Here is a 22,799-nt window from a genome sequence, read left to right as displayed (position 1 = left end):
GCGACCACGAGCAAAGGAGCGAGCATGGACGTCAACGGTGTCTCGGCGATCGTCACCGGAGGTGCGGGTGGTCTCGGCGAGGCGACGGTGCGCCGGCTGGTCGCGGCCGGCGCGTCGGTGGTGATCGCGGACCTGTCCGACGAGCGGGGCAAGGCGCTCGCGGACGACCTCGGCGAGCAGGCCCGCTACGTCAGCACCGACGTGACGGACGACGACAGCGTGCAGGGCGCGATCGCAGCCGCGACCGAGCTCGGGCCGCTGCGGCTGCTGGTGAACGCGCACGGCGGCTCGAGCGGCGGCGCCGCCCGGGTGGTGGGCCGGGACGGCTCACCCGCGCCGATGGACGCGTTCAACTGGTACCTGAACCTCTTCCTCTCCGGCACCTTCAACACGCTGCGGCTCGTGTCCGCGGCGATGGCCACCCAGGAGCCGGACGAGAACGGGTCGCGGGGGCTGATCGTCAACACGGCGAGCATCGCCGCCTACGAGGGCCAGATCGGGCAGACCGCGTACTCCGCGGCCAAGGGCGGCGTGGTCGGGCTGACGCTGCCGGCCGCTCGCGACCTGAGCCCGCTGGGCATCCGGGTCGTCGCGATCGCCCCCGGCACCTTCTTCACCCCGGCGTTCCGGATGGAGCGCGACGAGGCCGAGAAGCACTGGGGCAGCGGCGTGCCGTTCCCGAAGCGGATGGGCAGCCCGTCGGAGTACGCGGAGCTGGTGCACAGCATCGCGATCAACGACTACATCAACGGCGAGGTCATCCGGATCGACGGCGCCCTGCGGTTCCAGCCGAAGTAGGCCCGCGAGCTGCTGCCGCGGCGCCGGTCCCCGGCGACGCGGCAGTGCTCGGCGATCCGGCCGACCGGCACGTCACGGGACCTCCGTCCGCGGTGACGTACCGCCGGGGCCGATCACGGGTCCGGGACCGGGCCGCGGGGCGCGGCCCGGCGCTCACGAGCCGGCGGCCGCCTCGGCGTCGGCCACGGCGTCGCCGTTGATGGAGAAGCCGCCGTCCGCCGTCAGCTGCGTGCCGGTCACGAACTCGGCCCGGTCGGAGGCCAGGTAGGACACCGCGTAGGCGATGTCCATCGGGTTCCCGATCCGGGTGAGCCGGCCGCCGCCGGTGTGGTGGCCGGAGTCTCCCCGCAGCGCCACCACCCGGCCGACGAGCACGGAGTTCGCCCGGATGCCGTCCGCCGCGCCCTCGACGGCGAGCGTGCGGGTCAGGGCGGACACCCCGGCCTTGGCTGCGCCGTAGGCGCCGAACCCCTTGAACCCGGCGATCGACTGGCCGGAGGAGATGTTCACGATCGATGCGCCGTCCGCCGCCGCGAGGTGCGGCCAGGCGTACTTCGACGCCCAGAACACGTTCCCGGTCAGCGTGCCCACCAGGATACGGTTCCACTCCTCGGTCGAGGTGTCCGCGAGGTGCTTCACCGTGCTCGCGACCGCGTCCGTGGGCGCGGCGTTGTTGACCAGCGTGGTCAGCGAGCCGAACAGGCGCACCGTCTCCTCGACGACCTCGCGCACGTTCTGCTCGTCGGTCACGTCGAGCCGGAGGAACTCCGCCTCGCCGCCGGCCTCGCGGATCCGCCCGACGACCTTCTCGCCCTTCTCCACCGTGCGTCCGGTGACCACCACCCGCGCTCCCTCGGCGGCCAGGTGCTCCGCGATCGAGCGGCCGATGCCGCGCGTCGACCCGGAGACCAGCGCGACCTTGCCGTCCATCAGTCCAGGCATGTGCCCTCCCAGCTCAGGGCACCCTCGGTGCCCGGGACCTCGTCGTCGCCACGAAGGTGTCACTGGTGTTAGATTCTGTCAACGGATCGGACGTCCGCCACCTGGTCGAGCGGCAGAGATCGCTGTAGGCGAGACGTCAGACAACCCTCACGGAGAGGTGGGGCCATGCGGTTTCTGCTGATGTTCCCGATGCGCGCGGTCAAGTACCACGAGCGCTGGCTCGGCAAGGCGGACCTCGGGGACGTGGCCCGCGTCGTGGAGGACGCGGGCTTCGACGCGATCGCGATGACCGAGCACCCCTACCCGGACGACCGGTGGCTCGCCGAGGGCGGCCACCACTCGTACGACCCGTTCGTCTCACTCGCCTACATGGCGGCGGCGACGCGCCGGCTGCGCCTGGTCACCTACGTCCTGGTGGCCGCCTACCGGAACCCCTACCTGTCCGCGAAGGCGATCGCGAGCCTGGACTCGGTGTCGCGCGGGCGGCTCACCGTCGGCATGGCCGCGGGTTACCTGCGTTCGGAGTTCGACGTGCTGGGGGCGGATTTCGCGAACCGCGGCGCGATCCTGGACGACACGATCGCCGCCATGCGGGACGCCTGGGCGGGCCGCGAGCACGGGGGCGAACGGTTCCCGGCCCGCGGCCACAGCATGGTGCCCGCGCCCGTGCAGCTCGGTGGACCGCCGATCTGGATCGGTGGCAACAGCAGGCCCGCACGCCGGCGCGCCGTCCGGCTCGGCGACGGGTGGATGCCGATCGCGCAGACTCCGGAGATGGCCGCGATCACCCGGACCCCGCCGCTGGAGACGATCGAGGAGCTCGCGGAGCAGGTGGCCGCGATGCACGCCGACCGGCTCGCGGCCGGGGGAGCCTCGCTCGACGTCGCGTTCGCGCCGTTCGAGCAGCGGCACGGCCGCGGTGCCGACGCGGCCGAGTTCGCCCGCGACCTCGGCGCGCGCGTGGGGGCGTACGCGGACGCGGGCGTCACCTGGCTGACGATCGAGCCCACCAGTCGCTCGTTCGCGGACTTCCGCGACGACGTCGGCCGCCTCTCCGAGCTTCTGCTCGAACCTGCTCGCTAGGCCTCACGGCGGCCCAATGGTCGCGCACGTCTGACAGCGATGTCTTAGAACCCGGGTGCCCCGCACCCGGGTTCTTTGCGCTGTTCAACGGCATTTCGTCACGAAATCCGGAAAGGTCTTTACACGAACGGGGGTGACTGATCTAACATCAGGTACTCCATCTGACAGGTGTGCCACTTCTTGGCGCACCGCCGGCGGCACGGGGGTGCCACGGCAGGCACGGCACGGGCCCCCGATCTCGCTCGCGGGCTCCTCGATCGGCTCGAGCACGCCCGGGCGACCCCGGATCTCCCCTCCCACACGACGAGGTTGCGATGAGACGTCAGCAGCGGCACCCTGCGTGCCGCCCCCACCACGGATGCGCACCATGAGCGTCCCCGGAGTGCCGCTCACGGCGGCCGGCCCGGAGGGGACGGCCGGCCCGGAGACCCTCGCCGCGCCACCGCGCGGCCGCAGGCGGGTCGTCAGCCGTCCGCTGCGCGAGCTGATGGCGAACCGCGCGTCGGCGGTCTCCCTGGCCTTCCTCGTGCTCCTGACGCTCGCCGCGGTGTTCGCGCCCCTGATCGCCCCGTACGACCCGGACGTGCAGAACCTGCGGGCGACGCTGGAGGGGCCGAGCGGGACGCACCTGCTGGGCACCGACGCGTTCGGCCGGGACCTGTTCAGCCGGCTGCTGGTGGCCTCCCGGGTCACGCTCGTCGCGGTCGTCGAGGCGCTCCTCGTCGCGATCGTGCTGGGCGTCCCGGCGGGCCTGCTCTGCGGCGTCGTGCCGTGGCTGGACAAGATCATCGCCCGGATCGCGGACGCCCTGCTCGCGGTGCCGCCGATCGTGCTCGCCCTCGCGGTGGTCGGGGTGCTCGGCCCGGGCCTGACCAACGCGATGATCGCGCTCGGCATCGTCATGGCGCCGTCGCTCTTCCGGCTCGCCCGCAGCTCGGCCGCCTCGGCCTCGCGGGAGCTCTACATCGAGGCGTGCCGCTCGGTCGGCTGCTCGGGCTGGCGCCTGGTGTGGCGGCACGTGCTGCCGAACGCCGGCTCGCCGCTGCTGGTGCAGACGACGTTCTTCGCGGGCGTGGTGATCCTCGCCGAGGCGAGCCTGAGCTTTCTCGGCCTGGGCGTGCAGACCCCGGACTCGAGCTGGGGCTCGATGCTGCGCGACGCGTTCGACGTGATCTTCGAGGCGCCCGGCTTCCTGGTCGCGCCCGCCGTGATGATCGCGCTGACAATCCTCGCCTTCGCCGGCTTCGGCGACGGGCTGCGCGACGCGCTGGAGGGGCGGGGCTCCGATGGCCGTTGACACCACCGCCGCCCCCGGCGCCCGCGACGTCCCCGACCGGGCCCCGCTGCTCGAGGTCGACGGCCTCACCGTCGAGTTCCGGTCCGGCGCCGGCCGGGTCCGGGTCGTCGACGACGTCCGGTTCACCCTGGACCGCGGCCGCACCCTCGGGCTCGTGGGCGAGTCCGGCTCCGGCAAGACCGTCACGTCGCTCGCCGTCATGGGGCTGCTCCCGCCCCGCTCCTCGTGGGTCGAGGGATCGGTGCGGCTCGACGGCCAAGAGCTCGTCGGCGCCGCCGGGGCCGAGCTCACCGACCTGCGCGGCCGGGACATCGGCATGATCTTCCAGGAGCCGCGCCGCAGCCTGAACCCGGCGTTCACCGTCGGCGAGCAGATCGCCGAGATCGCCCGCCGGCACCTCGGGCTGTCCCGCAAGGACGCGTGGGACCGGGCGGTCGAGATGCTGGACACCGTCCACATCGCCGACGCGGCCCGGCGCGCCCGCCACTACCCGCACGAGTTCTCGGGCGGCATGTGCCAGCGCGTGATGCTGGCCGGGGCGCTGGTCTGCCGGCCGAAGCTGCTGATCGCGGACGAGCCGACGACGGCCCTGGACGTCACCGTGCAGGCCCGGATGCTGCGGCTGATGAACGAGCTGCAGGCCGATTTCGACCTGGGGATCCTCTTCATCACCCACGACCTCGGGGTCGTCGCGGAGATGGCGGACGACGTCGCGGTGATGTACGCGGGCGAGCTGGTGGAGCAGGCGCCCGTCGACGACCTGCTGATCCGCCCCGATCATCCCTACACCGCGGGGCTGCTCGGCTCGAGCCCGGACGTCCAGGGACACGTCGAGCGGCTCCGCTCGATCCCGGGTTCGGTGCCGGCCGTCGGCGCCTGGCCCGCCGGCTGCCGCTTCCACACCCGGTGCGAGCACGCCCGCCCCGGGATCTGCGACACGGACCCGGTCGCCCTCGCGGACGGGGGACCGGGCCGCCGGGCGCGCTGCGCCCGATCCGGCGTGCTGCACCTGGAAGGGGTGGGCGTCGATGCCTGAGACCACGGACACCGGACCGGCGGAGCCCTTGCTCGAGGTCACCGGCCTGCGCAAGTCCTTCGTCACCAAGCGGGACGTGTTCGGCCGCGCCGTCGCACGGGAGGACGCCGTCCGCGGGGTCTCCTTCGCCCTGCCGCGCGGCCGCACCCTGGGCATCGTCGGCGAGACCGGCGCCGGGAAGTCGACGGTCGGGCGGCTGGTCCTGCGGCTGGCCGAGCCGGACGCCGGGTCGGTCCGGCTGCTCGGTGAGGACGTCCTGGCGCTGGGCCGCCGCGACCTGCGCAGGCTGCGCCGCCGCGCCCAGATGATCTTCCAGGACCCGTTCGCGTCGCTGGACCCGCGGATGCTCGTCGGCCAGACGATCGGCGAGCCGCTGCTCCTGCACGCCGGGCTCAAGGGCGCGGCGCGCACCGCGCGCATCGTCGAGCTGCTCGGCCGGGTCGGGCTGCCGGCGGGCACCGCGGACCGCTACCCGCACGAGTTCTCCGGCGGGCAGCTGCAGCGCGTCGCGATCGCCCGCGCGCTGGCGAGCGAGCCCGACCTGATCGTCTGCGACGAGCCGGTCGCCGCCCTCGACGTGTCCGTGCAGGCCCAGGTGCTGAACCTGCTGCTGGACCTGCAGGCCGAGCGCGGCCTGTCCTACCTGTTCATCAGCCACGACCTCTCGCTGGTCCGGTCCTTCGCGCACGAGGTGGCGGTGATGAACCACGGCGAGATCGTCGAGAGCGGGCCCGGCACGGAGCTCTTCGACCGTCCGCAGCACCCGTACACGAAGGAGCTCGTGTCGGCGATCCCCGTGACCCGCCCCGGCCGCAGGCGCTCCACGGCGGACCGCCGGGCCGCCGCCCTCGTCGTCCCGGCCGCACCCGAACCGCCGGTCGTACGTCCCGTTCTGTCCCACGCTCTGGAAGGTGACCCGTCATGAGACGTACCCGCGTGCTCACCGTGGTGTTCGCGGTACTCGCCCTGGTACTGGCCGGTTGCGGGGGTGGTGCCGCGACCTCCGCCGGTTCCGTCGACGCGACCGCCGTCGACCCCGCCGGGACACTGCGGCTGGCCTGGACGGTCCCGCCCACGAACTTCGACCCACACCTCACGATCGACCCGCGGATCGGCTATCCCTACCTGAGCCCGGTGTACGACCGGCTCACCCAGGTGGGCAGGGCGGAGGGGGGCCCGCCCGAGGTCCGCCCGATGCTCGCGAGCTCCTGGGAGTTCTCCGCGGACGGCCGCACCCTGACCCTGAAGCTCCGCGACGACGCGACGTTCCACGACGGGACGAAGGTCGACGCGGCCGCGGTCGAGGCGAGCCTCGAGCGGGGCAAGACGCTGCAGGGCTCCACCGCCGCCGCTTCGTTGAAGGTCATCGACACGATCGACGCGCCGGACGCCGGCACCGTCGTGCTGCACCTGACCCGCCCGGCGGCCGACATCCTCTTCACCCTGTCCACCGTCGCCGCGTCGATCATCAGCCCGACGGCGCTGGCCGGCGGCGCCGACCTCGCCACCCAGGAGGCCGGGTCCGGCCCCTACACCCTCTCCCAGCTCAAGGCCGGTGACCGGGCGGTCTACGCGCGGTCCGCGGGCTACTGGGACCCCGCCGCCCAGCAGGCGGCCACCGTCGAGCTGGTCGGCATGGTCGACGACAACGCCCGGCTCAACGCCCTGCGGAGCGGCCAGGTCGATGCGGTCCTGATCAAGATCGGCCAGTACACCGAGGCCTCGCGGATGGCCCAGGGCGGCGCGTTCTCCGTCGAGGAGATGGGCCCGGTCTCCTGGTACGCCACGTTCCTCAACACCGCCCGGCCCCCGCTCGACGACGTGCGCGTCCGGCAGGCGCTCAACTACGCGATCGACCGGGACGCGATCGACAAGTCCGTGCTGGACGGGCAGTGCAGGCCGACCTCCCAGCCGTTGCAGGACGGCGAGCGCGGCAACGCCCCGGCCGCCGCGGGCGCCTACCGCTACGACCCCGCCGAGGCCAAGCGGCTGCTGGCCGAGGCCGGACACGGCAACGGCCTGAACCTGAGCCTGGTGGTGATCTCGGGCCTGGCCCCGCAGATCAACCTCGCGCCGGTCGTGCAGGCCCAGCTCGCCGAGGTCGGCGTCACGGTGAACATCACCGCGGTAGACACCGTCGCCGCCAGCCGCGTCTGGAACGGCGGGCAGTCCGACCTGTACATGCACGTCCACTCGTCCACCGCGGAGCCCGCGGTGACGCTGCAGAGCGCCTACCAGAGCGCGGCCTACCCCGGTCCGGCCCCGGACGGTTTCGCCCAGCTCATGCAGCGTGGCAGCGACTCGACGCTCGCGCCGGAGGCCCGGTACGCGGAGCTGCAGAAGGCTTCCGCCTTCGCGTCGGAGAACGCGATGGACCTCTTCATGTGCGCGATGCCGTCGTTCTACGCGCAGTCCAAGTCGGTGGTCGGGCTGGACAAGGGGAGCGCCCCGTTCGGTGGGATGTTCGACTTCCGCTACGCCGGCGTGACGGCGAAGTCGTGACCCGCGCCCGAGCGGGAGGCACGCCGTGCTGAGGTTCATGGCCCAGCGGGTGCTGATGGCGGTGCCCGTGATCGTGCTGGTCTCGTTGTTCGTCTTCCTGCTGCTCGACCTGCTCCCGGGGGACGCCGCGGTGGCCATCGCGGGGGAGAACGCGACCCTCGAGCAGATCGCGGACACCCGGGAGCGGCTCGGCCTGGACCTGCCCCTGCTGGAGCGGTTCTGGGACTGGTTCACCGCCGCGCTGCACGGGGACCTCGGCACGTCGCTCTACACCGGGCAGTCCGTCGGCGGCGCGGTCGCCGAGCGGCTGCCGGTGACGGCGTCGCTCGCGGTCGTCGCGCTGCTGATGGCCGTGGTGGTGGGGGTGCCGCTGGGCGCCCTCGCCGCCACCCGGCCCGGGTCCCGGGTCGACCGCGTGGTGGGTGTGGCGGGGTCGCTGGCGATGGCGCTGCCGCCCTTCGTCATCGCGCTGGTCCTGGTGGTGGTCTTCGCGATCCGGCTCGCGGTGCTCCCGGCCACGGGGTACGAGTCGATCGCGGACGGCGGCGTCGGGGTGTGGCTGAGCCACCTCCTGTTGCCGGCGGTGGCCGTCGCGGCGCTGCTCGGGGCGGAGCTCGCCCGGCAGACGCGGGGTGCGCTGCTCGACGCGCTGAGCCAGAGCTACGTGCGCACCGCGCGGGCCCGGGGGCTGAAGCCCCTGAGCGTCGTCGGCAAGCACGCGCTGAAGAACGCGGCGGCCCCGGTGGTCACCGTGCTGGCCCTGCAGGCCGGGCACGTGCTCGGGGCCGCGGTCACGGTCGAGTTCGTGTTCGCGATGCCCGGGTTCGGGTCCCTCGCCGTGGACGCGGTCAACCAGCGGGACGTGCCCATGATCCAGGGCGTCGTCTTCACCAGCGCGCTGGTCGTGTTGGTGGCGAACCTGCTGGCGGACCTCGCCTACGGCTACCTGAACCCGAAGCTCCGCGCGGGCTGACCGGACTCGGCGGTCGGGTGGACTCAGGGATGGGTGACGTGCTGGAGCATCGGGCCGAGCAGCTCGGGGGTGGCGCCGTGCAGGGCGATCTCGTCCGCGCCCGCCGCGAGGTAGGCGCGCAGCTGCGCGGCGCAGGCTCCGGCCGTCCCCACCGCCGCCGAGGACTCGATCCATGCCCGGGGGATCAGCTCCCGGGCGACGTCGACGAGCTGGTGGCGGGTGTAGTGGTGGTCCGCCGCGCCGCGGATGCCGCTGAACATCGGGTGCGCCCGCAGCGTGTCCAACGGCGCGGCGTCCCAGCCGTTGACGGACACGAGGTTCTCGCCGAAGCCGGGAATCTGGAAGTAGGTCACCGCCCGCGCCGCGACCACGGCGCCCTCCTCCTCGGCGGTCAGGTCCGGCGCGCTGACCACGGTCGCGTACACGCGGACGGCGGACGGGTCCCGGCCCGCGTCCACCGCGGCCTTGCGGACGCGCTCGGCGGAGCGTCCGACGGCCTCGGGGGTGAGGAACGGGTGCAGCAGCACGCCGTCGAAGTGCCTCCCGGCCAGCTCCAGGCTCTTCGGCCCGATGGCGGCCAGCACGATCGCCGGCGGGGGAGCGTCCGGCAGGTCGCCGAGGCGCATCTTCGGGAAGGACCCGGCGGGCCCGTCGTAGGAGACCTTCTCGCCGCGGCAGAGCCGGCGCACGATGTCCGCGGTGTCGACGAGGACCGCGTTGGTGACGGCGGGCAGCCCGACCGATCTCCAGGTCGCCGCCACCGACCGCCCCACCCCGAGCACGAACCGGCCTCCGGTCAGAGCCTGGGCGGTCATCGCGGTGGAGGCCAGGGTGAGCGGGTGGCGCACGCCGAAGTGCGTGATGCCCGAGCCGATCCGCACGTGCTCGGTCGCCTGCCCGATCGCGCCCACCAGGACGCCGAGGTCCTTCGTGCCCCAGCGCTCGCTGAGCCACACCGAGCCGAGGCCGAGATGCTCGGCCGCACGGGCCTGGCCCACCGCGGCGCGCGGATCGGGCACCCGTCCGGGGAGGACGTAGGCACCCATGCTGTCCAGGACTGTTCCGGAGGTCGACACCACCGTATTCTGACACCGTGTCTCCCTAATGGCCACAGTCGTGGCCGGCCGGGGGAATCGAGGACGACAGCGAGGAGTGCGGCGATGACGGTCGCGACGCGGCGTGAGGTCGAGCAGACGGGGCGGCTGCTGACCGGCTGGCTCGCCCGGCGGCTGGGGGCCGACGACGTCGTCGTCTCGGACCTGAAGCTGCCCGACGCCGGGTTCTCGAACGAGACGGCGTTCTGCGAGGTCGACTGGACGGGGCCGGCCGGGCCGGAGCACCGCTCCTATGTCCTGCGCATCCAGCCCACGGCGCATCAGCTCTTCGTCGAGCCGAACGCGCTGTTCCAGGCCCGGGTGATGCGGGCCCTCGGCACCGCCACGGACATCCCGGTCCCGCCGGTGCCGTTCGTCGAGCCGGACCCGGAGCTGTTCGGTGCGCCGTTCTACGTGATGGAACGGGTGCCGGGCCGGATCCCGCCGGACGTGCCGAGCTGGCACCGCCGCGGCTGGACGACCGAGCTCCCGATCGCGGAGCGCGGCCGGCTCTACGACAACGGCCTGGCCGCGCTGGCCCGCCTGCACGCCGTGGACTGGCAGGCGGGGTTCGAGTTCCTCGGCCCCGACGGCGGCCGGGACCCGCTCGTGGCGTACCTCGACCGTCTGACGGACTGGTACACCTGGGCCCGGGCGGACGTCGTGCACGACGCGGACGTCGTGGCGGCCGCGCTCGAGTACGTCCGCCGGGCCCGGCCGGCTCCCGGGGGCGAGGGCATCGTCTGGGGCGACGCGCGGCCGGGGAACATCATCTTCGCCGACGACCTGAGCGTCGCCGCGCTGATCGACTGGGAGACCACGACCGTCGGACCGCCCGGGATCGACCTGGGCTGGTGGCTGGTCTTCGAGGACTACCTGAGCGAGGCGCAGGGCCGTCCGCGGCTCGAGGGCGTCCCGGGCCGGGAGGCCACGATCGCCCGGTACGAGGAGCTCGCGGGGCGGACCGTGCCCGGCATCGCCTACTACGAGGTGCTCGCCGCGCTGGTGCTCTCGCTGATCACAAGCCGGCTCACGCGGCTGCTGATCGAGGGCGGCCTCGCCGAGGACGTCGCGACCGAGTACACGACCCGCGTCACCGGCATGCTGCGCCGCCGCCTGGACCGCGCCGACAACTGAGCACCACACGGGGGGACGATGGGCAACGACGGTGTCGCCCGGCGCGCGAGCTACGGCCCGCGCAGCCCGGTCGTCGGGGAGCGCGGGGCCCGCACGCGGGCGCACATCCGCGACGTCGCCCTGGGCCTGTTCGCCGAACGCGGCTACCACGCGACGTCGGTCGACGACGTGGCCGTCGCGGCCGGCGTCTCCCGGGCCACCCTCTACCAGTACTTCGAGGGCAAGGACCAGGTCTTCGCCGAGCTGCTCGACGAGTGCGGCGGCGCACTGCTGCGGCTGATCCGCCGGCTGGGCCGGCTCGGGCCCACCCCGGTGGGGTTCGACAACCTGCACTGGTGGCTGGGCGAGTGGGCCTGGGTGTACGACCGCTACGCGCCGATGTTCGTGCAGTGGGACGTCATCGACCACTCCGGCCGCCCGTTCCGCCCGATGGTCGCGACGTTCGTCGACGCGTACGCGGCCGGGATCGCCGCCCGGCTCGGCGAGTCCGGCTTCGCCGACCCCGAGCGTCTCGAGCTGGGGGCGGCGCTGCTGCTCGTCGTGCACCGGGTGAACCTCTACCGGCACACCGAGTTCGTGCGGGCGGGCGAGCGCGAGCTGCTCGACGGGCTCGCCGTGGTGGTCCAGCTGGTCCTCTTCCCGGAGACGCCGCCCGACGTGGTGGCCGGCCTCGTGACGTGCGAGCCGGACGAGGCGGCCCGGCCGCCCGTCCCGCGGCCCTTCGCCGCACCTCCGACATCGCGGCCGGATCTCGGGACACGTGCCCAGGGGACCGTCCGGCAACTGCTCGACGCAGGCCTGGCGGCGTTCTCGGCGCACGGCTTCCGGCACGCCAACCTCGACGCCGTCGCGGCGGACGCGGGCGTGGCCAGGGCCACCCTCTACAAGTACTTCCGGGACAAGGCGTCGCTGCTGGTCGCGCTCAGCGAGGAGGCGGCCCGCGCCGTGATCGCCGAGGTCGAGCGGTTGCCGGAGCTGTACCCGCCGTGCGGGCTGCCCCCGGCGCCGGCGGACGTGCGGGCCTGGCTCGACTCCTACGTGGCGGTGAACGCCCGGTACCGCGGCGTGCTGGCGGTCTGGTTCGACGAACCCGAGATGCCCCGGCCCGTCCGGGTCGCGGCCGCCTCGGCGTCCGCGCACCTCTACTGGGGGGTCGCCGCGTTCCTCGGCGCCCTCGACCGGCCGTACCCGTTCCACCCGCAGGCCGCGGGCCTGGTGATGCTGGCCCTGCTGCAGCGCGTCCCGGCCGGTCTGGCGGAGCTGTTCCCGGACCGCCCGCCGGCCGACGTCGCGCGGACGATCGCCGTGTTCGTCCAGCGCGGTCTGTTGAACCGCGCGGCCGCACCGGCCGACGGCAACCCCTGAGACCCCCGCACACGCGCCGGGAACGAGCCCGGCCCGACCGAACGGAGTCCACAGTGCACGGAGGACCGCGGATCACCCACCTCGACGACCTGCCCTGGATGGTCGTCTCGAAGCTGGAGTTCGCCGACGGGCGGACGGCGGCGATCTCGGAGAAGTGGATCGAGCGGACGCCCCGCTACGTCACCTACTACAACAAGTGGGAGCCGGGCGCGATGGTGCCGAACCACGGCCACCACGGGGACCACATCGTCTTCGTGCTGGAGGGCGAGATGACGTGCGGTGACGTCGTGTGCGGCCCCGGCACGCACGTCACCCTGGACTACGGGGACACCTTCGGCCCCTGGATCGCCGGTCCCGAAGGCCTGGTGGTCTTCGGCGCGATGTTCAACTTCGGCGCCGGCGGCTTCGGGTCCCCCTTCGCGGGGGACCCGGAGGGTTGGAAGGCGCTGCTCGCCGAGAAGGGCGCCACCGAGGTCCCGGTCCCGCCGACGCCGCGCACCCCGTGGGGCACGCAGACGTCGGTCCTGCTGAACCCGGAGACACCGCAGGGCTGAGCCGGCCCCGCCGCCCTCAGCCGAGGGCGGCGGGGGCGGGGGCGTCCTGCTCGTGCACGGCGACGAGGGTCCGGCGCAGCAGCTTGCCCGTGGGGAGCCGGGGGAGGGAGGCCGTGAACTCGACGGTCCGTGGGCACTTGAAGTGCGCCAGCCGTTCCCGGCAGTAGGCGACGAGCTCCTGCCCGCTCACCGGGACGTCGGGGTCCGCGAGCTCGACGACGGCGTGCACCCGGCGGCCCAGGTCCTCGTCCGGGACGCCGATCACTGCGGCGTCGCCGACGGCCGGGTGCAGCACGAGCACGTTCTCGACCTCCTGCGGGTAGACGTTCACCCCGCCGGTGATGATCAGGTCCCCGCGCCGGTCCACCAGATGGAGGTAGCCGTCCTCGTCGAGCCGACCGACGTCGCCGAGGGTGCTCCAGCCGCGGGTGTCGTGCGCGGCCGCGGTCTTGGCGTCGTCGCGGTGGTAGCTGAACCGGCCGCCGCCCTCGAACCAGACCGTCCCGACCTCACCGACGGGCAGCTCGGTGCCCTCGTCGTCGGTGATGTGCACCGTGCCGAGCAGCGGCCTGCCGACCGAACCGGGATGGGCCAGCCACTCCTCCGGACCGATCGCGCAGAAGCCGTTCCCCTCGCTCCCGGCGTAGAACTCGTGGATCACGGGTCCCCACCACTCGAGCATCGCCCGCTTGACCGGGACCGGGCACGGCGCGGCCGCGTGCACGACCGTCCACAGGCACGACGGGTCGAAGCCGTGGCGCACCTCGGCGGGGAGCTTGAGCAGGCGGACGAACATCGTGGGGACCACCAGCAGGTGGCTCACCGCGTGGGCCTCGACCAGCCGCAGCATCTCCGCGGGCTCGAAGCGGGACATCGCGACGACGGTGCCGCCCCGGCGGTGCGCCGCCATCCCCCAGCCCAGCGGCGCCGCGTGGTAGAGCGGCGCCGGGGTGAGCAGGACCATCCCCGGGGCGAACCCGTACGCGGCGGCGAGGAGCCCGTCCATCGGGCCGCCCGTGCCGAACGGCGCCCCGGAGAGCTCCCGGGTGATGCCCTTGGGCCGGCCGGTGGTGCCCGAGGAGTAGAACATCGCGATGCCCTCGGTCTCCGGGAACAGCGGTTCCGCGGGCGAGGAGGCGAGCAGGGCGTCGAGCCGCTCGAAGCCCGCGTGCTCCCGGCCGGAGACCAGGACCCGCACGGTGACGCCCGGGACGGCCTGGCAGATCTCCTGGGCCAGACCGGCGAGCAGCTCCGAGCCGACCAGAACGGTCGCGCCGCAGTCCTCGACGACGTAGGCCGCCTCGGCCGCGGTCAGGTGCCAGTTCACGGGGGTGAACCGCAGCCCCGAACGCTGGGCCGCCCAGGCCGCGACGTAGTAGGCGCCGATGTTCTCGAGCAGCAGCGCGACCGTGTCCCCGGGGCGGACCCCGCGGTCCTGCCACGCCCGGGCGAGGCGCCGGGAGCGCTCGTCGAGCTCGCCGAAGGTGAGCCGCTCGCCGGTGTCGGGGAAGTGGACGGCGACGGTGTCCGGGTCGTGGCCGAGGTCGTGGCGAACCGCGGGTTCCGGGCTCATGCTCAGTCCGACGAGGGCAGCGGCTTGGCGGACTTGAGCTCCAGCGGCTGCTCGCCGATGGCGAGCGACCCCGGGCCGGACTTGGTGCAGAGCAGCTCCACACCGAGGCCGTCGTGCACGTACCGCTTCCCCACCAGGGAGCCGGTGTCGTACGGCGGGGTGGGGCCCGCGTCGGTCCTCGCGGACTCGTCCTTGCCGACCATCGGCGCTCCGCCGCAGCGCAGGTCGAGCTCGCCCTGCGCGCGGATGACGACGACCTCGGCGGCGCAGACGGCGGAGCGCAGCCGCGCTCCCGGGCTCAGCGTCAGACTCATGGCGGGATCTCCTGGTGGCGGGCCCCGGCGAGGGGCGCGGTGGCGTCGGTGGCACCGGGACGGCTACGCACCGGGTACCGCGGCAGTCTATGAGCGCGCCCACGTTCTGACAACTACGTCTACTCAACGGACGGTTGTGAGCAGGGAATCAGGCCGCAACGGAGCTCTGATGTGACACCATGTCGAGGTGGACAGCGTGGACCCGGGCGCGTACGACGATGCCGCCCTCGTGATCAGTGAGTGCCAGCACGGGATCCTCGACCCGGAGGCCGCGCTCACGCCCGGCGTCGCCCGGGAGGCGGCGGAGCGCCGCATCGTCGAGCGCATCGCGCGGCTGGCCACGGCGTTCCGGGCGGCCGGTCGGCCGGTGGTGCACTGCCACATCGCGCACCGCGCGGACATGGCCGGGATGCGCCGTAACTCGCTGCCGGGCGCGATGGCGATCAAGCACGGACGGATGGTGGCCGGCACCCCGGACGTGGCGCCCCCGGCCGAGCTGACCCCGCACGCGGAGGACCACGTCAGCTCGCGCGCGGTCGGGCTCACGGCCTTCTACGGCACGGACCTCGACGCGGCCCTGCGGCTGCGCGGGGTGGGCACGATCGTGCTGACCGGGGTGTCCACGGACGTGGCCGTCCCGGGGCTCGCGCTCGAGGCGGTCAACCGGGGCTACTGGGTGCAGATCCCGGAGGACTGCGTGGCCGGGACCTCGCCCGGGACACACGCGTTCATGATGGCCAACCTGTTGCCGGCGCTCGCTCGGATCACCGACTCGGCGCGGGTCCTGGCCGGGCTGGGCGTGCCGGTCGCCTGAGGACGGTGGTTCCTGACGACGGTCCGTGCCCGGGGCGGGCGGTGGTCGCCCCGGGCACGGCCCCGGGGGCGACGCCGAACCGGCGAGGCCGGTCGGGCGCCGCCGCCGGGATCAGCTGCCGAGACGCAGCCCGGCCGCGCGGGTCCGGAAGACGTCCGTGCCCAGCTTGAGGCCCAGCGTCGTCGCGTCCCAGCGCTTGCCGCCGTTGGAGATGCCGGGCCCGCGGGACCAGCCCTCCATCAGCTCGATCGTCTCGCCCATCGCCCGCACCACCTGGCCGCTGACGTGCCCGGCCTGCGGGCTGGCCAGCCAGGCCACCACCGGGCTGCACAGCGACGGGTCCTTCGGGTCGAACTCGTCCTCGGGCCGCTCGTCCGGCTCCAGGGCCTTCTGGTCGCCGCCGATGGTCGCCGAGAGCCGGGTGATCCCGCCCGGGCTGATCGCGTTGACGGTGACGCCGATGCTCGCGAGCTCCAGGCTCAGGGTCTGGGTGAGCCCGACGATGGCGGCCTTGGCCGTGCCGTAGTTGGACTGTCCGAAGTGGCCGAGCAGGCCCGCGCCGGACGTCGTGTTGACGATGCGCCCGTAGACGCTGCCGCTGCCCGCCTTCGCGGCCGCGCGCCAGCGCTTCGCCAGGGCCCGGCTGGTCAGCCAGGTGCCGCGGACGTGCACGCGCATCACGAGGTCGAAGTCCTGGGCGCTCATGTTCCAGATGGCGCGGTCCCGGACGATGCCGGCGTTGTTGACGACGATGTCCAGCTGCCCGAAGTCGTCGAAGGCGCGCTGGACCATCTCCTCGACCTGGGTCTCGTCGCCGACGTCGCTGTAGTCGGCGACGGCCTTGCCGCCGCGCGCCCCGATCACGTCGACGACCTGGTCGGCGTCGCGGCCGGAGCCCTCGCCGGCCACCGAGGTGCCGAGGTCGTTGACCACGACCGTCGCACCGTGCTTGGCGAGCTCCAGCGCGTGGCCGCGGCCGATGCCGTGGCCGGCTCCGGTCACCAGGGCGATCTTGCCCTCGAGCAGGCCGGTCATGAGGTACCTCCAGAAAGGGGTTCGGCGGGCCGGAACACCGGCGCCGTCAGCTCGTCGGTGAGCGGGGTGAACGCGACCTGCAGCGGCATGCCGATCCGCAGGTCCGCGGGCGCGCAGTCGACGACGTTCGTCATCAGCCGCGGGCCCTCCGCCAGCTCGACGACGGCCGCGACGTAGGGCAGCCGCTCGGCGAACGGCGCGAGGTCGTTCATGTGCACCGTGGAGTGGGTGTAGAGCGTGGCCTGCCCGCTCGCCTCCTCCGGAGCGACGTCCGCGCTCCAGCAGAAGGGGCAGAACGGGCGCGGGTAGTGGTGGGCCCGCCCGCAGGCGGCGCACCGGGCCAGCAGGAGCCGGCCCTCGCGGGCGGCGTCCCAGTAGGGCTGCGTGTCGTCGTCCGGGGTGGGGACGTCGCTGCGTGGCTTCGCCGGGGTCGTCATGGTGCCGTCCTCAGAATCCGCGGTACTCGGGCTGCCGCCGCTCGACGAAGGCGCGTACGCCCTCCGTCGAGTCGTGCGCGTGTGACTGCAGCTCCTGGGCCATCGCCTCGGCCAGGTACGCGCCCTGGCGGTCGGTGTCCGGGGAGGCGTTGAGCAGCTTCTTGGTGAACGCGATCGCGCTGGTCGGCGAGGTGACGAGCCGTTGGGCGAACGCGTCGGCGGCCGCGGTCAGCTCGGCCGCCGGCACCACCCGGTTGACCAGGCCGAGCGCCAGCGCCTCGGCGGCGGGCAGCGCGTCGCCGAAGAAGGCCAGCTCCTTCGCCTTCTGCATGCCGATCCGGCGGGGGAGCAGGTAGGCCCCGCCGCCGTCCATGACCAGGCCGCGCCGGACGAAGGACTCGACGAACGTCGCCTCCTCGCTGGCGACGACGAGGTCCGCGGCGAACGCCAGGTGGGCGCCGATCCCGGCGGCCGGGCCCTGCACGACGGCGACCACGGGCTTGCCGCAGTCCAGCACCGCGGCGATCAGCGCCTGCGCGCCGTCCATGATCTTCCGCATGGCGTCGCCGACCCGCTTCTCGCCGCCGGCGGCCCGGCTGCGGGCCAGCGCCTTGACGTCCGCGCCCGAGCAGAAGTGCCGGCCCTCGGCAGCGAGCACCACCACGCGGATCTCCGGGTCGCCGTCCGCCTCGCGCAGCGCCTCGATCACGCCGTCGCGGTCCTCCGGCCGCAGCGCGTTGGCGGCCTCCGGCCGGTTGAGCGTGATCCGCCGGATCCCGCCCTCGTCCGTGACCAGCACAGCCGGTGCCTCGACGGCGGTCATGCCTGCACGCTCACGGGCGTGAACTCGGCGCGCAGGTGCTTGATCCCGTGCAGGAAGTTCGACCGCAGGAACTGCGGCTCGCCCACCGCCCGGATGTCCGGCAGCAGCTCGAACAGCGTGCGGAACGCCACGGACAGCTCGAGCCGGGCCAGGTTCGCGCCCAGGCAGTGGTGCGGGCCGGGGGCGCCGAACGCGACGTGCGCGGTGTGCCCCCGGGTGATGTCGAACCGGGTCGGATCCGGGAAGTAGGACTCGTCCTGGTTGGCCGAGCGGTACCAGAGCACGACCTTGTCCCCCTCGGCGAAGGTCTGGTCGCCGAGTTGCACGCCGTCCCGGGTCACGGTGCGGCGCATGTACAGGACGGGCGACCCCCACCGGACGACCTCGTCGACGGCGGCCGCGGTGTGCGTGTCCGGGTCCTCCTGCCACAGCCGGCGCTGCTCGGGGAACTGGGTGAGCGCGAGCAGGCCGTGGGCCAGCGCGTTGCGGGTGGTCTCGTTGCCCGCGCCGACCAGCAGGATGAAGAAGCGGGCGAGCTCCTCCGGGGTCATCCGCTCGCCCTGCGCCGCGACCAGGGTGGTGATCAGGTCGTCCTGCGGCTCGGCGATCCGTTCCGCCGCGAGCTCGCGCAGCAGGTCGGACAGCGCCTCGCCGGCCTTCCACACCGCCGCCGCGACCGAGCGCGGTGTCTGGTCCGGCACGTACTCGGGGTCGCTCGCGCCGAGGACGATGTTCGTCTGGTCGAAGATGAACCGCTCGTAGCGCTGCGGGATGCCCATCATCGCGTTGACGATCCGCAGGGGCAGCAGGGCCGCGATCTCGGTGACGAAGTCGCACTCGCCCCGTTCGGCCACCGCGCCGATGATCTCCCGACTGGCCTGCTCGACGTCGGCGTGCAGCCGCTCCAGGGACTTGGCGGTGAACCCGCGGGACACGATCCGGCGCAGCCGCTGGTGCTCCGGGTTGTCCATGTCGATGATCGAGCCGCGGTACTCGCGCAGCGACGCCGGCTGGTCGAAGATCGTGGTGCCCTGCCCGGAGGAGAAGTCGTCGGGCCGGCGGCTGACCTCCCACACGTCGTCGTAGCGGGTCAGCGCCCAGAAGCCGCCGCCGCGGGGCTCGCCTGCGAGGTCCCGCTCGAGCACGTAGGGCCGCGGGTCCTCGGCGCGGAGCCGCGCGAACACCGCGTCGCGCTCCTCGACGGGGCGGGTCCACCAGGTCAGGTCGTCGAGCTCGTCGCCCGGCTTGCTGATCTCCGTACTGGTCATCTCTGTAGATCCCGCCTCTCAGCCGGCCGCGGGGTACCGGAGGACCCCGCGCAGGAAGTTGCCGGTACGCATGTCGGCGTAGCCGTCGTTGATGTCCTCGAGCGCGTACGTCCGGGAGACCACGGCGTCGAGGTCGACCAGGCCGGCCGACCACAGCTCGAGCAGCTTGGGGATGTCCGCGCGCGGGTTCGCCGAGCCGTAGAGGGTGCCGACGATCTGCTTCTCGGACAGCGTCAGGTCCATGAAGTTGACGGCGACCTCGCGCTCGCCGGCCGGGTGGATGTTGGTGACGACCATCCGGCCCCGCTTGGCGGTCATCGCGAGCGCCTTGCGGACGAGCTTGCCGTCGCCGCGGCCCATCGTGCAGATGAACTTGTCCACGCCCCGGTTCCAGGTGGCCTCGGCGACGACGCCCGGGGCCTCCTCCCAGGACGTCGCGACGTGCGTGGCGCCCATCGCGAGCGCCTGCTCCTTCTTGGAGGCAGCAGGGTCCAGCGCCACGATCACCCGGGCGCCGGCGAGCTTCGCGCCCTGGATGGCGGCCGCGCCGATGCCGCCGACCCCCGCCACGACCACGGTGTCACCGGGCCGGACGTCCGCGGCGTAGACCGCCGAGCCCCAGCCGGTGACGAACCCGCAGCCCAGCAGGCAGGCCCGGTCCAGCGGGACCGACGGGTCGATCCGGATGCAGCTGGCCTCGTGCACCACGGTGTGGTGGGCGAAGGAGCCGACCAGGCAGGCCGTGGCGATGTCCTGGCCCCGGCCGTGGTGGCGCGCGGTGCCGTCGGAGATCTGCCGGCCGGTGTAGAGCCGGGCGCCGAGGTCGCACAGGCTCTGGTGTCCCGTCGAGCAGGAGGGACACCGCCCGCACGAGGGCGTGAAGCCGAAGACGACGTGGTCCCCGGGCTGCACCGAGGTGACCTTCGACCCGACGGCCTGCACGATCCCGGCGCCCTCGTGCCCGCCGATGCACGGCAGGTGGAAGGGCATGTCGCCGGTGACGATGTGCTCGTCGGAGTGGCACATCCCGGAGGCGTGCAGCTCGACCTGGACCTCCTCGGGGCCCGGTGGGTCGAGCTCGATGGTCTCGACCGACCAGGGCGCGTCGCGCTCCCAGAGCACCGCTGCCAGTGTCTCCACGGTCCGTTTTCCTCCTGTGCCGGTAGTGCTCGGGGTCGCCTGTCCGTCCGCGCTCAGGCGGCGGGCGGGACGACGATCGACTGGTGTTCGACGAAGGCGGTGACGCCCTCGGGGCCGCCCTCGCGGCCGAGGCCGGAGCGGCGCATCCCGCCGAAGGGGCTGCCGAGGTCCATCGCGGCCGACGAGTTGACCGCGACCGAGCCCGCGACGAGCCTGCCTGCGACGGCCTCTCCGCGGGCGGTGTCGGCGGTCCAGACGCTCCCCGCGAGCCCGTACTGCGTCGAGTTCGCGATCCGGACCGCGTCGTCCTCGTCGTCGTAGGGCAGGACGACGGCGACCGGGCCGAAGAGCTCGTCCTGCGCGATGGGGGCGGCCGGGTCCACGTCGGTGATCAGCGTCGGCCGCAGGTAGTGGCCCACCGGCAGGTCCGGACGCCCGCCCCCGGCGACGATCCGGGCCCCGTCCGCGCGCGCCGCGTCGACGGCGCGCTCGATCCGGTCCCGCGCGGCCGCGGAGATCACCGGTCCGAGGTCGGTGTCCTCGGCCGCGGGATCCCCGACGCGCAGCCGGCCGACGGCCTCGCCGAGCGCCTCGACGATCTCGGCGTGCCGGGAGCGCGGGACGAGGATCCTCGTCTGGGCGATGCAGATCTGGCCGCTGTTGGCCATCGCGCCGTCCACCAGCTCGCGGACGACGCGGTCGGTGAGCTCGACGTCGTCGAGCAGGACGGCGGCGGATTTGCCGCCGAGCTCGAGGGTGCAGCGTCGCACGTCGCGGGCGCAGAGTTCGCCGATCCGGGTGCCGACGGCGGTCGAGCCGGTGAAGCTGACCGCGTCCACCCCCGGGTGCCGGACCAGGTGCTCGCTGCCCTCCGGGCCCGCGGGGAGGACGGTCAGCACCCCGTCCGGCAGACCGGCCTCCGCCGCGGCCTCGGCCAGGACGAACGCGGAGAGCGGGGCCTCCGGGGAGGGCTTGAGGATCACCGGACATCCGGCGAGCAGGGCGGGCGCCACCTTCAGCACCGCGGTGAACAGCGGCGCGTTCCAGGGCACGATCGCGCCGACGACCCCGACGGGCAGCCGGCGGACCCGCACCGAACCGCCCATGAGCGACGGTCGGGTCTCCTCCCACGGGTAGGAGCCGGCGATCCCGCGGTGCACGTGCAGCACCCCGAGCGCCGTGCCGACCTGCCCCGTGACCGCCCAGCGTCGGGGGGAGCCGACCTCGTCGGAGATGAGGGTGGCGAGCTCCTCGGTGCGTCCGCGCAGCAGCTTCCCGAGCCGGCCCAGCACCTCGCCGCGCTCCGCCGGGGCCGTGCGGGGCCAGGGCCCCGCCTCCAGCGCGCGGCGCGCGGCGGTCACCGCGGCGTCGACGTCGGCCGGACCGGCCTCGGGCACCCGGCCCACGAGCTGCTCGGTGGCGGGGGATCGGACCTCGAGGGTCCGGCCGCCCTCGGGCGCGCGCCGTCGCCCGCCGATGAGGAGATCGTCGTGGATCCGCACGTGGCAGCTCTTCCCGCTCCGCGGTGCCTGGCACCGCACTGGCGAACCGGGCGGTGCTCGCGGCGCCGCGACGGCTGGACCCGATTATTCTGACAACATGTCTACCAATTGGCAAGCAGCACAGAGGGGTGAGTGGTCGTGGACCCTGTCGGCTTTCTGACGTAGCGTGTCACCGCACTGGGACCGAAGGAGAGTCGATGAGCGAGGCAGCACCCGTCGGTGCCCGCGGGGCGGAGTTCGAGGTCGTCGTCGAGCGCGGCAAGATCGCCGAGTTCGCGGCCGCCATGCAGAGCGAGGACCCGGCCTACCGGGGGCCCGACGCGGTCGTGCCGCCGACGTTCCTGGCGAGCGCGGCGCTGTGGCGGCCCGACGAGGCCAGGGTCGAGGTGGGCTTCGACCGCCGGCGGCTGCTGCACGGCGAGCAGGAGTACGTCTTCCACGGGCCGCCGCCGCGCGCCGGGCAGGAGCTCCGCGCCGTCGAACGCGTGGAGGACCGCTACTCGAAGCCCGGCAAGCGGGGCGGCGAGATGAACTTCTGCGTCGTCGTGACCGAGTTCCGGGACCTCGACGGCGTGCTGGTCGCCGAGGCGCGGGGCACCTTCATCGAGCGGGCCGCGGCGCCGGCGGCCGGGGGGAAGTCGTGAGCACTCAGCTGGCGGAGGTCGAGGTCGGGTCGCAGGCCCCTGCCGCGGAGTACGGGCCCCTGACGACCCGGATGTTCGTCCGGTACTCGGGCGCCTCGGGCGACCTGAACCCCATGCACTACGACGACGCGATGGCCCGCTCGGCCGGCTACCCGTCGGTGTTCTCGCAGGGTATGCACGTCGCGGCCCTGCTGGCCGGGTACGCGGTGGACTGGCTCGGCGCGGAGAACGTGCGCCGCTTCGGGGTCCGGTTCCGGGACCAGGTCTACCCGGGCGACGTGCTCACCTGCTCCGGCGTCGTGACCGCCGTGCAGCCCGGGCCCGAGGGCCGGCTCGTCACGGTGTCGCTCACCGCGGCGGTCGGCGGCGAGCGCACGGCGCTCATGGCCACCGCGGACTTCCTGCTGCCCTCCTGATCGTCGTGTCGACGACCAGGGGCGGCGCGCCCCGCGGACCCCGGCCCACGAG

The 22,799-nt window shown here is 73.6% G+C and carries 23 protein-coding genes; 13 read left to right on the top strand and 10 right to left on the bottom strand.

What is annotated here, in order from left to right:
* Window positions 1-24: 24 nt before the first annotated feature.
* Complete coding sequence (locus JOF36_RS27260; RefSeq protein WP_210032390.1) at window positions 25-798, top strand: SDR family NAD(P)-dependent oxidoreductase; 774 nt, start codon at window positions 25-27, stop codon at window positions 796-798.
* Between the two features lie 153 nt (window positions 799-951).
* Here JOF36_RS27260 and JOF36_RS27255 read toward each other — a convergent pair whose 3' ends face one another.
* Window positions 952-1,740 carry an SDR family NAD(P)-dependent oxidoreductase gene (locus JOF36_RS27255; RefSeq protein WP_210032388.1) on the bottom strand — a complete coding sequence of 263 codons (789 nt, stop codon included), beginning with the start codon at window positions 1,738-1,740 and terminating at the stop codon, window positions 952-954.
* A 165-nt stretch (window positions 1,741-1,905) separates the two neighbouring features.
* On the opposite strand from JOF36_RS27255, the gene JOF36_RS27250 reads away from it, so the two are divergent.
* The 6 genes from JOF36_RS27250 (at window position 1,906) to JOF36_RS27225 (ending at window position 8,631) form a co-directional block, all read left to right on the top strand.
* On the top strand, window positions 1,906-2,823 hold the full coding sequence (locus JOF36_RS27250; RefSeq protein WP_210032386.1) for a TIGR03619 family F420-dependent LLM class oxidoreductase: 918 nt from the start codon (window positions 1,906-1,908) through the stop codon (window positions 2,821-2,823).
* A 367-nt stretch (window positions 2,824-3,190) separates the two neighbouring features.
* Window positions 3,191-4,120: an ABC transporter permease gene (locus JOF36_RS27245; RefSeq protein ID WP_210032384.1), complete on the top strand. Its 930-nt coding sequence runs from the start codon at window positions 3,191-3,193 to the stop codon at window positions 4,118-4,120.
* Window positions 4,110-5,156: an ABC transporter ATP-binding protein gene (locus JOF36_RS27240; RefSeq protein WP_210032383.1), complete on the top strand. Its 1,047-nt coding sequence runs from the start codon at window positions 4,110-4,112 to the stop codon at window positions 5,154-5,156. Before JOF36_RS27245 ends, JOF36_RS27240 begins: the two co-directional genes overlap by 11 nt.
* Window positions 5,149-6,081: an ATP-binding cassette domain-containing protein gene (locus JOF36_RS27235; RefSeq protein WP_210032381.1), complete on the top strand. Its 933-nt coding sequence runs from the start codon at window positions 5,149-5,151 to the stop codon at window positions 6,079-6,081. Before JOF36_RS27240 ends, JOF36_RS27235 begins: the two co-directional genes overlap by 8 nt.
* Entirely contained in the window at window positions 6,078-7,658 is a 1,581-nt protein-coding gene (locus JOF36_RS27230) for an ABC transporter substrate-binding protein (protein ID WP_210032379.1), read from the top strand. Before JOF36_RS27235 ends, JOF36_RS27230 begins: the two co-directional genes overlap by 4 nt.
* A gap of 25 nt (window positions 7,659-7,683) precedes the next feature.
* Window positions 7,684-8,631, top strand: a complete 948-nt coding sequence (locus JOF36_RS27225; RefSeq protein ID WP_210032377.1) for an ABC transporter permease — start codon at window positions 7,684-7,686, stop codon at window positions 8,629-8,631.
* Window positions 8,632-8,654: 23 nt separating this feature from the next.
* On the opposite strand, the gene JOF36_RS27220 is transcribed toward JOF36_RS27225, so the two are convergent.
* Window positions 8,655-9,707 (bottom strand): TIGR03857 family LLM class F420-dependent oxidoreductase, encoded by a 1,053-nt coding sequence (locus JOF36_RS27220; RefSeq protein WP_210032375.1) that lies wholly within the window; start codon window positions 9,705-9,707, stop codon window positions 8,655-8,657.
* A gap of 84 nt (window positions 9,708-9,791) precedes the next feature.
* On the opposite strand from JOF36_RS27220, the gene JOF36_RS27215 reads away from it, so the two are divergent.
* From JOF36_RS27215 to JOF36_RS27205, 3 genes are read left to right on the top strand one after another with little or no spacing between them, the layout of a single operon-like run.
* Window positions 9,792-10,862, top strand: a complete 1,071-nt coding sequence (locus JOF36_RS27215; RefSeq protein ID WP_210032366.1) for a phosphotransferase family protein — start codon at window positions 9,792-9,794, stop codon at window positions 10,860-10,862.
* Window positions 10,863-10,880: 18 nt separating this feature from the next.
* Complete coding sequence (locus JOF36_RS27210; protein ID WP_210032365.1) at window positions 10,881-12,227, top strand: TetR/AcrR family transcriptional regulator; 1,347 nt, start codon at window positions 10,881-10,883, stop codon at window positions 12,225-12,227.
* Between the two features lie 53 nt (window positions 12,228-12,280).
* Window positions 12,281-12,781, top strand: coding sequence for a cupin domain-containing protein (locus JOF36_RS27205; RefSeq protein WP_210032357.1), 501 nt, complete (start codon window positions 12,281-12,283; stop codon window positions 12,779-12,781).
* A gap of 16 nt (window positions 12,782-12,797) precedes the next feature.
* On the opposite strand, the gene JOF36_RS27200 is transcribed toward JOF36_RS27205, so the two are convergent.
* Together JOF36_RS27200 and JOF36_RS27195 are read right to left on the bottom strand one after the other, a co-directional pair.
* Window positions 12,798-14,354, bottom strand: a complete 1,557-nt coding sequence (locus JOF36_RS27200) for an AMP-binding protein (protein ID WP_210032354.1) — start codon at window positions 14,352-14,354, stop codon at window positions 12,798-12,800.
* A gap of 2 nt (window positions 14,355-14,356) precedes the next feature.
* Window positions 14,357-14,668: a hypothetical protein gene (locus JOF36_RS27195; RefSeq protein ID WP_210032353.1), complete on the bottom strand. Its 312-nt coding sequence runs from the start codon at window positions 14,666-14,668 to the stop codon at window positions 14,357-14,359.
* Window positions 14,669-14,855: 187 nt separating this feature from the next.
* On the opposite strand from JOF36_RS27195, the gene JOF36_RS27190 reads away from it, so the two are divergent.
* Complete coding sequence (locus tag JOF36_RS27190; protein ID WP_210032351.1) at window positions 14,856-15,482, top strand: cysteine hydrolase family protein; 627 nt, start codon at window positions 14,856-14,858, stop codon at window positions 15,480-15,482.
* A gap of 111 nt (window positions 15,483-15,593) precedes the next feature.
* Here the strand turns inward: JOF36_RS27190 and JOF36_RS27185 are convergent, their stop codons facing one another.
* From JOF36_RS27185 to JOF36_RS27160, 6 genes are read right to left on the bottom strand one after another with little or no spacing between them, the layout of a single operon-like run.
* Complete coding sequence (locus JOF36_RS27185; protein WP_210032349.1) at window positions 15,594-16,517, bottom strand: SDR family NAD(P)-dependent oxidoreductase; 924 nt, start codon at window positions 16,515-16,517, stop codon at window positions 15,594-15,596.
* Window positions 16,514-16,954, bottom strand: a complete 441-nt coding sequence (locus JOF36_RS27180) for a Zn-ribbon domain-containing OB-fold protein (RefSeq protein ID WP_210032347.1) — start codon at window positions 16,952-16,954, stop codon at window positions 16,514-16,516. Before JOF36_RS27180 ends, JOF36_RS27185 begins: the two co-directional genes overlap by 4 nt.
* A gap of 10 nt (window positions 16,955-16,964) precedes the next feature.
* Complete coding sequence (locus JOF36_RS27175) at window positions 16,965-17,777, bottom strand: enoyl-CoA hydratase/isomerase family protein (RefSeq protein WP_210032345.1); 813 nt, start codon at window positions 17,775-17,777, stop codon at window positions 16,965-16,967.
* Window positions 17,774-19,045: a cytochrome P450 gene (locus JOF36_RS27170; RefSeq protein WP_210032343.1), complete on the bottom strand. Its 1,272-nt coding sequence runs from the start codon at window positions 19,043-19,045 to the stop codon at window positions 17,774-17,776. Before JOF36_RS27170 ends, JOF36_RS27175 begins: the two co-directional genes overlap by 4 nt.
* 18 nt (window positions 19,046-19,063) lie before the next feature.
* A complete protein-coding gene (locus JOF36_RS27165; RefSeq protein WP_210032341.1) occupies window positions 19,064-20,185 on the bottom strand; it encodes an NDMA-dependent alcohol dehydrogenase in 1,122 nt (373 codons plus the stop codon).
* Between the two features lie 53 nt (window positions 20,186-20,238).
* Window positions 20,239-21,687 (bottom strand): aldehyde dehydrogenase, encoded by a 1,449-nt coding sequence (locus JOF36_RS27160; protein ID WP_210032332.1) that lies wholly within the window; start codon window positions 21,685-21,687, stop codon window positions 20,239-20,241.
* A gap of 197 nt (window positions 21,688-21,884) precedes the next feature.
* Between JOF36_RS27160 and JOF36_RS27155 the strand changes: the two genes are divergently transcribed.
* Together JOF36_RS27155 and JOF36_RS27150 are read left to right on the top strand one after the other, a co-directional pair.
* Entirely contained in the window at window positions 21,885-22,331 is a 447-nt protein-coding gene (locus JOF36_RS27155; protein ID WP_210032331.1) for an FAS1-like dehydratase domain-containing protein, read from the top strand.
* Window positions 22,328-22,747: a MaoC/PaaZ C-terminal domain-containing protein gene (locus tag JOF36_RS27150; RefSeq protein WP_210032329.1), complete on the top strand. Its 420-nt coding sequence runs from the start codon at window positions 22,328-22,330 to the stop codon at window positions 22,745-22,747. The genes JOF36_RS27155 and JOF36_RS27150 overlap by 4 nt, the downstream gene beginning before the upstream one ends.
* The last annotated feature ends 52 nt before the right edge of the window (window positions 22,748-22,799 follow it).

Origin of the sequence: Pseudonocardia parietis (assembly GCF_017876315.1) — a bacterium.
Taxonomy (GTDB): domain Bacteria; phylum Actinomycetota; class Actinomycetes; order Mycobacteriales; family Pseudonocardiaceae; genus Pseudonocardia; species Pseudonocardia parietis.
The sequence above is the reverse complement of the archived record's forward strand: the minus strand, read 5'-3'. Positions and strand labels throughout refer to the sequence as shown.

Excerpts from the sequence above, each read along its gene's own strand:
- JOF36_RS27260 (WP_210032390.1), top strand. The coding sequence starts at position 25 with ATGGACGTCAACGGTGTCTCGGCGATCGTCACCGGAGGTGCGGGTGGT.
- JOF36_RS27255 (WP_210032388.1), bottom strand. The coding sequence starts at position 1,740 with ATGCCTGGACTGATGGACGGCAAGGTCGCGCTGGTCTCCGGGTCGACG.
- JOF36_RS27250 (WP_210032386.1), top strand. The coding sequence starts at position 1,906 with ATGCGGTTTCTGCTGATGTTCCCGATGCGCGCGGTCAAGTACCACGAG.
- JOF36_RS27245 (WP_210032384.1), top strand. The coding sequence starts at position 3,191 with ATGAGCGTCCCCGGAGTGCCGCTCACGGCGGCCGGCCCGGAGGGGACG.
- JOF36_RS27240 (WP_210032383.1), top strand. The coding sequence starts at position 4,110 with ATGGCCGTTGACACCACCGCCGCCCCCGGCGCCCGCGACGTCCCCGAC.
- JOF36_RS27235 (WP_210032381.1), top strand. The coding sequence starts at position 5,149 with ATGCCTGAGACCACGGACACCGGACCGGCGGAGCCCTTGCTCGAGGTC.
- JOF36_RS27230 (WP_210032379.1), top strand. The coding sequence starts at position 6,078 with ATGAGACGTACCCGCGTGCTCACCGTGGTGTTCGCGGTACTCGCCCTG.
- JOF36_RS27215 (WP_210032366.1), top strand. The coding sequence starts at position 9,792 with ATGACGGTCGCGACGCGGCGTGAGGTCGAGCAGACGGGGCGGCTGCTG.
- JOF36_RS27210 (WP_210032365.1), top strand. The coding sequence starts at position 10,881 with ATGGGCAACGACGGTGTCGCCCGGCGCGCGAGCTACGGCCCGCGCAGC.
- JOF36_RS27200 (WP_210032354.1), bottom strand. The coding sequence starts at position 14,354 with ATGAGCCCGGAACCCGCGGTTCGCCACGACCTCGGCCACGACCCGGAC.
- JOF36_RS27195 (WP_210032353.1), bottom strand. The coding sequence starts at position 14,668 with ATGAGTCTGACGCTGAGCCCGGGAGCGCGGCTGCGCTCCGCCGTCTGC.
- JOF36_RS27185 (WP_210032349.1), bottom strand. The coding sequence starts at position 16,517 with ATGACCGGCCTGCTCGAGGGCAAGATCGCCCTGGTGACCGGAGCCGGC.
- JOF36_RS27180 (WP_210032347.1), bottom strand. The coding sequence starts at position 16,954 with ATGACGACCCCGGCGAAGCCACGCAGCGACGTCCCCACCCCGGACGAC.
- JOF36_RS27175 (WP_210032345.1), bottom strand. The coding sequence starts at position 17,777 with ATGACCGCCGTCGAGGCACCGGCTGTGCTGGTCACGGACGAGGGCGGG.
- JOF36_RS27170 (WP_210032343.1), bottom strand. The coding sequence starts at position 19,045 with ATGACCAGTACGGAGATCAGCAAGCCGGGCGACGAGCTCGACGACCTG.
- JOF36_RS27155 (WP_210032331.1), top strand. The coding sequence starts at position 21,885 with ATGAGCGAGGCAGCACCCGTCGGTGCCCGCGGGGCGGAGTTCGAGGTC.